The organism is uncultured Vagococcus sp. (assembly GCF_963518325.1).
Taxonomy (GTDB): domain Bacteria; phylum Bacillota; class Bacilli; order Lactobacillales; family Vagococcaceae; genus Vagococcus_D.
This window is the reverse complement of the sequence record NZ_CAUQJB010000041.1, coordinates 25,853-35,770: the sequence shown is the minus strand read 5'-3', so window position 1 is coordinate 35,770 and position 9,918 is coordinate 25,853. Positions and strand designations below refer to the sequence as shown.

Below are 9,918 nucleotides of genomic sequence, written 5' to 3'. Positions count from 1 at the left end.
CCTTTACATGGCTCATTCTCCATCACGTATCCATTTAACCAACTTCTAAATTGTAGCAGAACTTGCTACACACCCTCTTTTTTTTGCATCTTGATTTTCTTGGTCGATGATTACCTTAATTGCCTTTACATGGCGAATTCTCCATCAATTATCCATCTAACCAACTTCTAAATTGTAGCAGAACTTGCTACACACTCTCATTTTTATGCATCTTGATTTTCTTGGTCGATGATCACTTAATTCCTTTTACATGGCTCATTCTCCATCAATTATCCATCTAACCAACTTCTAAATTGTAGCAGAACTTGCTACACACCTTCATTTTTTTGCATCTTGATTTTCTTGGACGATGATCCTTAATCCCTTTTACATGGCTCATTCTCCATCAATTATCCACCTAACCAACTTCTAAATTGTAGCAAGTCCTGCTACACACCCTCTTTTTTTGCATCTTGATTTTCTTGGATGATGATTCACTTCATTCCCTTTACATGGCCCATTCTTCATCAAGAATCCATCTAACCAACTTCTAAATTGTAGCAGAACTTGCTACATGCTCTCGTTTTTTGTGTCATCATTTTCTTGGTCGATGACCACTTAATTCTCTTTACATGACTCATTCTCCATCAAGAATCCATCTAACCAGCTTCTAAATTGTAGCAAAACCTGCTACATGCTCTCATTTTTTGAAACATTGATTCTCTTAGGTAATCCTTCCTCAACTTCCATGACATTAATGACTCCATTAACACTATACCAGTAATCCCTCTTCTAAATTGTAGCAAAACCTGCAACATACATCATTTTTTTAAGTTACACGACGACTACCAATGGATTTCTTTATCATATATGGTCCTCTTGGTTACTTCTCTACTTTACGTTTCACTAGATAATCAGGACTCTTAAAACATGTTTTTCTGATTTGCTTCATCAAAATAAGTCACATCTCTTCACGAGACACTCGCCACCTTCAGAACACAGAGACTGTTTACGTCTAATTAGCCACCTGTAAAACGTCAGAATAAAAACAATTTTTTGGTAAAAAAAACGAGCAATGAATGTTAGATTAACATTGACAACATCCAATTTATTGTTGAAATCCCGACATTCGCTTTATTAATCATGTTCCCCTAATATCTAGTCAAATGTCCCAATCGCCGATATTCACTCAATTTGTTATCGCTAGTTACAAGTACCTACTACCAACAACTCAGCAATCTTTCCGACTTCTTACCTTATTTTTAACACATCCCAAAATCACTGTCAATTTCAATTTTTTTACACTGGTGTAAAAAAATATTATGACTTAACATTATCAATCGCTATGCATTTAAAGCCAGTATCAGTCTGTTTACTATTTTATTGATTATACAAAAAAACGACCATCTTACTAGAAAGTCGTTTAACACAATAAATCATAACGGTTATTATTTACTAATTTCGCTCAATATATCACTGGAAATACCTTTACTCAACGCCACCTCTTTCACCGTCCGGTTCAGCTGCAGACTTTCTTTGGCAATCAGCGCCGCCTCTTCGTAACCAATGTATTTAGCTAATCCAGTCGTCAGATAGGTGCTCTTCTCCAATAGTTCCTGGCATCGTTCCTCATTGACTTCAATCCCCTTAATACAATGCTCGTTAAACGTTGTTAGCGTATTGATTAAAACATGAAAAGACTCTATTAATCTATGAAAAATAACCGGTTCAAAAGCATTAAGCTCAAGCTGGCCAGCTTCAATTGCCATGGCAATCGTGACGCTATTCCCTGCTATTAAGAAGGCTCCTTGGGTCACTACTTCAGGAATGACGGGATTAATTTTACCTGGCATAATCGAAGACCCATTTTGACGGGCCGGAATAATCAGTTCGCCAATTCCAGTGCGCGGCCCAGAAGAGAGTAACCGAATATCATTGGCAATCTTTGAACTGCTTATGGCAATCGTCTTTAAAATATCGGATAAAACACCAAATGCCTCTACATTTTGCGTACTGTCAATTAAATCTTCTGCTATCGCAATATCCAAACCTGTTATTTCTCGTAAATACTCAATAATCGTCTGAGAAAATTGTCCATGAGCTGAAACACCTGTGCCAATCGCGGTCCCTCCCATATTGACATACCGAATTTCGTCCTTAACTGTAGTCAATCGCTTCATATTTCGTTTTGTTACAGTATAATAGGCTTTAAACTCTGCCCCCACTGTAATCGGAACCGCATCGCTTAATTGAGTTCGTCCCATTTTCTGAATATCGGAAAATGCCAATGATTTTTCTTTAAATGAGAGAGCCAGTTCTTCTAAGACAATCAATAAACGATCAATCAATTTCAGAAAGGTTAGCTTGCCTGCTGTTGGGAAAACATCATTGGTCGACTGCCCCTTATTCACGTGATCATTTGGACTAATCAAATGGTACTGTCCTTTCTCACCGCCAAGTAATTCAATCCCTCGGTTAGCAATCACTTCATTGATGTTCATATTAGAACTTGTCCCTGCGCCGCCTTGAATAGGGTCAACAATCATGTCCGATGCAAATTTTCCCGCTAACAATTCATCTGTCACTTTGATAATTATTTCAGCAATGTCACTATCTAATTCACCTAACTCTAAGTTAGCCAACGCGCTGGCTTTTTTCACTTGAGCTAAGCTTTTAACAAAAAGAGGTTCCAGTCGCAAATTGGTAATTTGAAAGTTATCATAGGCACGTTTGGCATTAACGCCGTAGTAAGCCTCTTCTGGAATTCTTAGGTTGCCAATACTGTCATGCTCTTCTCTAAACACATCATTTACTTCCTTTCATTATCCACTTCTAAGATAGTAAGCGTATACATTCAGTGCAACTATATTTCACAACCATAGTATAACGTCATTTCCTCTTGAACTAAACGATTGCGACTCGATTTCCCTTTTGTCTGTGAATTTTCTTAGGCCCTTCACTACACTCTCTAATCCGTGTCAAAGGCACTACGTTCACATGACTTTCTTTCTACTAGTTAGAGTGGCCACGAAAAAAGACACCTAATTAACTACTTAGTGCCTATCACCTACTTATTCCAACTTCTCAATTACGTCACGGGTTAAATCAGTGACTTTCATCATTTGCTCCATTGGTGCGACAATTTCTTTGAAATTCCTGACCGTTTGTAGTTTTGCCTTGTTCTAGTCTTTACATTGTCCGATAGCCCTCTGCAATGTATTAAAATAAGCGGCTATAAAAATAGTCTTGTGTCGCAACATGAGGCTCTGAGTTATCCTATTCTGTCACCATTCACTTACATAGTTAAGAGCCAAGTTCTTAATTGAACCTGGCTCTTATCTCATCTATTTAACTTTATAAGCCCACTTATAATCATAAGGAGCTCCTGCTGCATTTACAACCACATCCTTAACCTTCGGGCTGCGCAAGTGTGCCTCAGCTTTTTGGTAAAGAGGGATGACCGCTGCTTGGTCCAAAATAAGTTTTTCCGCTGCCAGCATGTCCTGCCAACGCTTTTCAGGATCATTGGCATGCTCTACAGAGGCTTGTTTTACTAACTTGTCATACGCCTCATTGGAATACTTCCCTAGATTATATGAAACACCTGTTTCAAAAAGATCGATAAAGGTGCTTGGATCAGCATAATCGGCATTCCAGCCTGAGTTTAGCATCTCAAAATCGGTCTTTAAGCCTCGATCGATACGGATGGCAAACGTTACTGGATTGACATTGACCTTCACCCCTGGGAGACTTTCTTTAAATGCGCCTTGCAGATATTCCGATACTTTTTTAGCTGAATCTGTATCGGAGGTTAAAATACTGAATTCTACTTCTTTCCCTAACTCTTTTTGAGCTTTTTCCCAAAACTTCTTCGCTTTTTCTGGGTTATACTCCAAATGATTACCTGAGTCTTTAGCAAATTCCTGTTCTTTTCCGTCAACGTTGAGTTTAATTCCCGCCGGCACTAAACCAGTCGGAACAATCGAACCATCTCCTAAAATTTGGGTCACCAGTGAGTCACGGTCAATGGCATAAGAAATGGCCTTGCGGAAGTTTTCATTATTAAAAGGCGAGTCCTTGTCCTTTTGATTCATCTCCAAGTACATGGTGCTGGCTTTTTTGTCTGAAACAAAGTCTGGATCATCGGCCATTTGCTGAGCTAATTCACCTGTTAAAATAATGTCTTCTGTTTGACCATCTTTATAAAGATTGAGAGCCGTTGATGACTCTTTAGCGACCATCACTTCAATCCGATCCAGCTTGACGTTATCTTTATCCCAGTATTCTGGATTTTTTTCATAGTTCCAGTCAATGTCAGTTCCTGGCCCATCAAACTCTGTCAGGATATAAGGGCCATTGTAGACGGCATTCTCACTAGTGGCGGCATAATCTTTACCGTACTTTTCCACAATGTCCTGACGTTGCGGAAAGAAGGTCGAAAAAGCTACCAAATAATCAAAGTAAGGCGTTGGTTGTTCTAACGTCACTTCTAATTCGTAGTCACTTAGTGCTTTGACACCTAATTCCGCCACTGGTTTATTTCCCCCAAGGACTTCTTCGCCATTTTTAAGAGCATTAAACAAAAAACCATACTCTGAGCCCGTCTCTGGATTAGCCCCACGCTGCCACGCATAAACATAATCTTTAGCAGTTAATGGCTCACCATCTGACCACTTAGCCTCTCGGAGTTTAAAGGTATAAACCAAACCATCCTGGCTGACTTTTGCTATCTCACTGGCCCCAGCTGGTTCCGCCTTACCTTCGCCATTAAAGCGGTATAGCCCTTCGTAGACACTATTGGTGGCTGTTGCACTAACCACGTCAGAATTTAGAGAGGTATCCATCGTTGGCATCTCTGTTGGCACAACGATTTTAAAGACTTGCTCAATGTCTCCTGTTTCCTTTGTTGCGGAAGTTCCCTCTGTTTTTTCTTTATTGCCACAAGCCATTAATAACATGGGCGACAATAATATAACACTCGCTTTTAACCAATTTTTTTGTTTCATCTGTTCGTTTCCTTTCTTATTATCTTTCTAGATAGTTCACCCGATAACGTACAATCGAAGCTTCCGCACATTCATCGATTAACAACCATTAAAAAAACATCTTTCGATAGTTATTCCAACTTAAATTGCCCACTAATTCACAAATAGGTTTCATTAAATAGATAAAATATTCTGATAATTCATAAATAAGAAAGCGACAAGTCTCGTTCTAAAACAAAGACTTGCCGCCTTAATCTATCTCTTAGATTGCGCTATCTAACTCTTTTGCTTTTTTATCAGCTAACTTCGCTTGGTAGCCTGCTACTTCATCTTCACTGCAGTAGATAAAGTGTTCCGGTGCGATTTCGCGCAACTCACGGACTTTATTGTCATCTGCTGCTGGTTGGTAAGTAATCCGGCGACGGGTTTTTTCGTAGTCTGGATCCGGTAATGGAATAGCTGATAATAAGCTTTCCGTATAAGGATGTAAGCCGTATTTATAAACTTCCTCACTTGAGCCAACTTCCACTAATTTGCCATAATACATCACACCAATCCGATCACTGATGTATTTCACCATGGATAAATCATGGGCGATAAACAAGTAAGTCAATTTTTTCTTCTCTTGTAATTCTTGCAACAAGTTAACCACCTGCGCTTGAATCGAAACATCCAATGCGGAGATCGGCTCATCACAGATAATGAATTTCGGTTGAACGGCTAAGGCTCGGGCAATCCCAATCCGTTGACGTTGCCCACCAGAAAACTCATGAGGGTAACGAGTCCCATGAGAACGGTCTAGTCCAACAGTTTCCAACAGATCATTGACTTGCTGGTTGCGTTCTTCATCGTTCTTAGCCAGTTTGTGAATATCAATACCTTCTGCGATAATATCTTTGACTTTCATCCGCGGATTTAATGAGGCATAAGGATCTTGATAGATCATTTGGACTTCTTGACGGAACTTATGTAAGTTTTGTCGTCCTTTAATCCCACTGATATCCTCACCATCAAATTTAATCGTACCATCTGTTGGATTATACAGACGAATAATACTCCGTCCTGTTGTGGATTTCCCACAACCAGATTCCCCAACTAGACCAAAAGTTTCACCCTCATAAATGGTAAAACTTACCCCATCAACGGCTTTAACTTCGTCTTGACGGCCGACATTAAAATACTGCTTTAAGTTTTGAACATCTAAAATCACTTTACTATCTTTGTTAACTCCACTCATATTGTCAGCTCCTTTCTAGACTCCTCGTTGTTTTTCCGCAAAAATCTGATGACGACGAACAACTTCTGGTGGCGGTGTAACTTTTGGTGCCCCTGGTGCTAACAGCCAAGTGGCTGCCTGATGAGTATCCGACAACTTGAAATATGGAGGTGCTTCTTGAGCATCAATTTTCATGGCAAACTCATTCCGTGGATAGAAAGCATCACCACTTGGCGGTGCTAATAAATCCGGTGGTGAACCTGGAATAGCGTATAGTTCTTCCCCTTTAGTGTCAAGAGTTGGCATTGAGCTTAGCAACCCCCAAGTATAAGGGTGTTGCGGGTTGTAGAAAATTTCATCGGCCGTTCCAATTTCCACAATTCGCCCACCGTACATAACTGCTACACGATCGGCCACATTAGCCACAACGCCTAAATCATGGGTAATAAAGATAATCGACGTTGAAATTTTTTGTTGAATTTCCTTCATTAAATCAATGATTTGCGCTTGAATGGTCACATCAAGTGCCGTTGTTGGTTCATCGGCAATCAGGACTTCTGGGTAACAAATCAACGCAATCGCAATCACGATCCGTTGGCGCTGCCCACCAGAAAACTGGTGAGGGTAATTTTTTAATCGTTTTTCCGCATTTGGAATACCGACTAGGCGTAATAGTTCTAGAGCGCTAGCTAAGGCATCCTTCTTCGAAATCTTTTTATGTTTGCGCAATGACTCTGCTACTTGGTTCCCAATGTTCATTGTTGGGTCCAAAGAGGTCATCGGATCCTGAAAAATCATCGCAATGTCTTTCCCGCGAATCTTTTGCATGTCCCGCTCACTGCGTTTAACCAAGTCATCGCCTTTAAACAGAATTTCACCGCTGTCGATGTTGGCATTGTTTGATAATAAGCGCATGATACTTCTGGTAGTCACTGATTTACCTGAACCAGATTCCCCCACGATTGCTAATGTTTCACCTTTGTGTAAATCGAAATTTACTCCACGAATGGCGTGAACTTTACCAGCAAAAGTATCAAATGATATATGTAAATTTTTGACTTCTAATACTTTTTCCATTTCTCCACCCACTCTAATCATTCATTTTTGGATCAAAGGCATCGCGCATGCCGTCTGCTAATAAGTTAAAGCAGATCATGATAACGGACAAGACAATCGCTGGTGCCCACATCAAGTGTGGCAAGAAGCGGAAGGTCTTATACCCTTCACTTAAAAGCATCCCTAGAGACGCTTGTGGCGGTGTTAACCCTAGACCGATGAAACTTAAGAAGGCTTCAAAGAAGATCGCTGAGGGGATACTAAACATCATCTGAACGATGATGACACCTGATATATTTGGTAACACGTGCTTCATGGCAATCTTACCTTGGGATTCACCCAAAGTTGTTGCAGCTAACACATATTCCTGATCTTTAATTTTCAAGGTTTGGGCCCGAACAATCCGCGCCATTGTAATCCAGCCAGTAATAACCATGGCCGCAATAATAGAACTCATTCCTGGTTTTAAGATGGTCAACATCAAAATCATCACAACTAAGTTAGGTATTCCTGAGAGAATTTCTAAAATCCGTTGCATGATATTGTCGGTTCGACCGCCCTTCATACCGGAAATCAATCCATAAGTGACACCGAAAGTTAAATCGAGAATCGCTGCAATAAAGGCAATAATCAGTGACGCTCGTGTTCCCATTAATAAACGAGATAACAAGTCACGACCAAGGCCATCTGTCCCTAAATAATAATTAACATTATCCGGTACTTTAGCTGCCTCATATTTATCCACACGATTGCCACCTACTACTGCCGTTCCGTTAAAACCATTAATGGTTAATCCCGGAATCCGTGGTGGTAAGTTAACGTAAGATGGATTTTGTTTAGTTGGATCATGTGGTGATACCCAGATAGATGCAAAAGCCACAAGCGTGATAATAATTAAGAGCACCAAGGAAATAACGGCTCCTTTATTTTTCTTAAGACGACGCCAAGAATCTTGCAGGAAGTTCAGTGACGGTGCTGCGATTTTTTCACGCTCCAAACTATTGGAAACGTCTAAAGGTTCAAAGCTATCTTCTGGTAATTTTTTCAAGTCAAGCTGTTCCATTAGCCCCGTTCACCTCCTGAGACACGAATACGTGGATCGACTAAACCGTAAAGCAAGTCAACCACTAAAATAACCACCACTAGCATCGTTGAGAACATGATGGTAACTGCCATAATGGTTGGGTAGTCATTGGTCATAATTGACTTAACAAACTGTTCCCCAATTCCAGGAATCGCAAAAATATTTTCTACTACTAATGAACCGGTCATTAAGCCGACAGCAAGTGGGCCTAAAAGTGTAATTAACGGAATTAAACTGTTCCGTAAGCCATGGCGGAAGGCGACTTGCCAGCGGCTTAACCCCTTGGCACGTGCCAGTTCAATATAATCAGTACTTAAGACTTCCACCATTTCCGTCCGGATAAAACGAGCGGAATCGGCTAATGGCGACATGGATAACGCCAGGGTCGGTAAAATCGTTGAAGCGAAACCTTGGTTCCACATCGCGATTGGCAAGATTTTCAACTTAACGGCAAAGACATACTGCAACAGCACTGCGAACACAAAGTTAGGAATCGATCGACCTAGGATGGCGATCAATGTGGCACCTGTATCCACCCAGGTATTTTGTTTCATGGCTGCGATCAGCCCTAAAATAATCCCCACAAAGGTACCAAAGATAATAGCTTGAGCACCTAACTGAACAGACGGTCCAATTCGATTGGCTAATAATTTTGAAACAGGTTGATTTTTAAATTGGAATGAGGTACCAAAATCACCTTGAACAATGTTCTTCATATAAATCCCATACTGGGTAATAACCGGTTTATCTAAACCAGCTTGCTTATTTAAAATTTCTATTTGTTCGGGACTGAGTTTTTCTTGGTTAACATATGGCGAACCAGGAATCATTTTCATTAAGAAAAAGGTTACCGTGGAAATCAACCACAAGGTAATCAACATGAACATAACGCGCTTTAGAAAATACTTGGCGAAATTTTTCAATTCGCATGACCTCAACTTTCATTTATTATTTTGACAATGGTTGGAAATTAGATTACAGTTAATAAGTAATTAAACCTATTAGATAATAGCATGTTAATCTCTTAATTTCAATCTATCAAGCACGGTTGATTACGATTAAAAAACAGATAAAGCGAGCGACCGAAATGACCTTAATAAAACGAGTTATTATCACCCTCATTAGCAGTTGCCTGATAGTTCCGGCATACCTGCTAATATTCAAGCAAGAGCTAACTTTAACCAGCTTATCAAACAGCTTTTTTATGGTGGCCTTATTCTTTTTTATGATTACTGCCTTTATCGGCGTTTTTGTCTCTGGTTTTTTTGATAATTTTCAAAAAAACATGAAGGACACACTCCGCTTAAGAAAAAATACCGAACCAAAAGACTACGTTAAAACCTCGGAAATCTTTTCCAAGCAACCTGTATACTGGTTGTCAGTTGCTGTAAGTTTGCTGTTGATTTCCTTGCTTTTATTAGTTTTCGCTTAATTCTCTGAGGCCAGCCTCAGGGAATTTTTTCTTAAACAGATGTATCTTCTCTGATAACCGACAATCGCTGCTCTTGTTTTGCCTTCAGCTGTCAGATTGGAAAAGAGACTGGGGACAATGTCCGCAGTCTCTTTTCTTCTCCGAAGAATGAAGCATAGACATACAA

Annotated in this window: 7 protein-coding genes; 1 reads left to right on the top strand and 6 read right to left on the bottom strand. The window is 40.0% G+C overall.

Features of this window, described 5'->3' with window-relative positions:
- Positions 1–1,427: 1,427 nt before the first annotated feature.
- The 6 genes from RWN13_RS21275 to opp3b form a co-directional block, all read right to left on the bottom strand.
- Positions 1,428–2,783 carry an aspartate ammonia-lyase gene (locus tag RWN13_RS21275; RefSeq protein ID WP_314067798.1) on the bottom strand — a complete coding sequence of 452 codons (1,356 nt, stop codon included), beginning with the start codon at positions 2,781–2,783 and terminating at the stop codon, positions 1,428–1,430.
- Between the two features lie 540 nt (positions 2,784–3,323).
- Positions 3,324–4,985 (bottom strand): peptide ABC transporter substrate-binding protein, encoded by a 1,662-nt coding sequence (locus RWN13_RS21270; RefSeq protein ID WP_399553710.1) that lies wholly within the window; start codon positions 4,983–4,985, stop codon positions 3,324–3,326.
- Positions 4,986–5,226: 241 nt separating this feature from the next.
- The gene (locus RWN13_RS21265; RefSeq protein ID WP_314067796.1) at positions 5,227–6,201 is read right to left on the bottom strand and encodes an ATP-binding cassette domain-containing protein; all 975 of its coding nucleotides are present in this window, start codon (positions 6,199–6,201) and stop codon (positions 5,227–5,229) included.
- Between the two features lie 15 nt (positions 6,202–6,216).
- Positions 6,217–7,257 carry an ABC transporter ATP-binding protein gene (locus tag RWN13_RS21260; RefSeq protein ID WP_314067794.1) on the bottom strand — a complete coding sequence of 347 codons (1,041 nt, stop codon included), beginning with the start codon at positions 7,255–7,257 and terminating at the stop codon, positions 6,217–6,219.
- Positions 7,258–7,270: 13 nt separating this feature from the next.
- Entirely contained in the window at positions 7,271–8,299 is a 1,029-nt protein-coding gene (gene opp3C / locus RWN13_RS21255) for an oligopeptide ABC transporter permease (RefSeq protein WP_314067792.1), read from the bottom strand.
- On the bottom strand, positions 8,299–9,243 hold the full coding sequence (gene opp3b, locus RWN13_RS21250; protein WP_314067791.1) for an oligopeptide ABC transporter permease: 945 nt from the start codon (positions 9,241–9,243) through the stop codon (positions 8,299–8,301). The genes opp3C and opp3b overlap by 1 nt, the downstream gene beginning before the upstream one ends.
- 164 nt (positions 9,244–9,407) lie before the next feature.
- On the opposite strand from opp3b, the gene RWN13_RS21245 reads away from it, so the two are divergent.
- Positions 9,408–9,752, top strand: a complete 345-nt coding sequence (locus RWN13_RS21245; protein WP_314067790.1) for a DUF3899 domain-containing protein — start codon at positions 9,408–9,410, stop codon at positions 9,750–9,752.
- Positions 9,753–9,918 lie beyond the last annotated feature (166 nt).